This window comes from Brevibacillus sp. YAE8 (assembly GCF_057543335.1).
The window spans coordinates 1-574 of the sequence record NZ_BAAIYG010000121.1 but is presented as its reverse complement, the minus strand read 5'-3'; the positions used below and the strand labels follow the sequence as shown (position 1 = coordinate 574).

At 34.5% G+C, this 574-nt stretch carries 1 pseudogene; it reads left to right on the top strand.

The features are described 5' to 3' along the window. Positions 1-574: pseudogene (locus AC27IT_RS27925) on the top strand (carboxylate--amine ligase); the annotation flags it as partial.

Genomic DNA, 574 nt, shown 5'->3' with positions numbered 1-574 from the left:
AACCATGAACACTCTGCAGTTATTCTTGATTTGAGCGCTAACGGGATTGGCATTATTAGAAGCTTAACAGCAAAAGGTATTAATGTTTACGCTTTTGACACAGAAAAACCATATAAAATAGGAAAATCACGCCTAGCTACTTGCAGTATATGCCCTAGTCCTGTAACTGAGGAAAAGAAACTGTTAAACTTCTTAATTAACCTCTCTAAAAAAATTGGTTCAAAACCTGTCTTGTATACAGGAGCAGATGACTACGTACAATTCATTTCCAAAAACCGAGACGAATTGCTAAATTACTTCTTGTTTTTATTACCTGATGATAATTTAGTTGAGCAAGTGCTTGATAAAAACAAAACTTACGAGCTGGCCGTCAAGCATAATATTCCATGTCCAAAAACATATGTAATAGATAGTAAAGAGGAACTTGAAGAGGCTATCTTAAATGTTGAATTCCCATGTATTTTAAAACCTGTTCTCGGCCACGAGTTCAGAAAGAAAATCAACAAAAAAGCAATTGTATTTGATACTCCTGAGCAGTTAAGGAATGATTATTGTTTTTATAGAGAATGCGGAC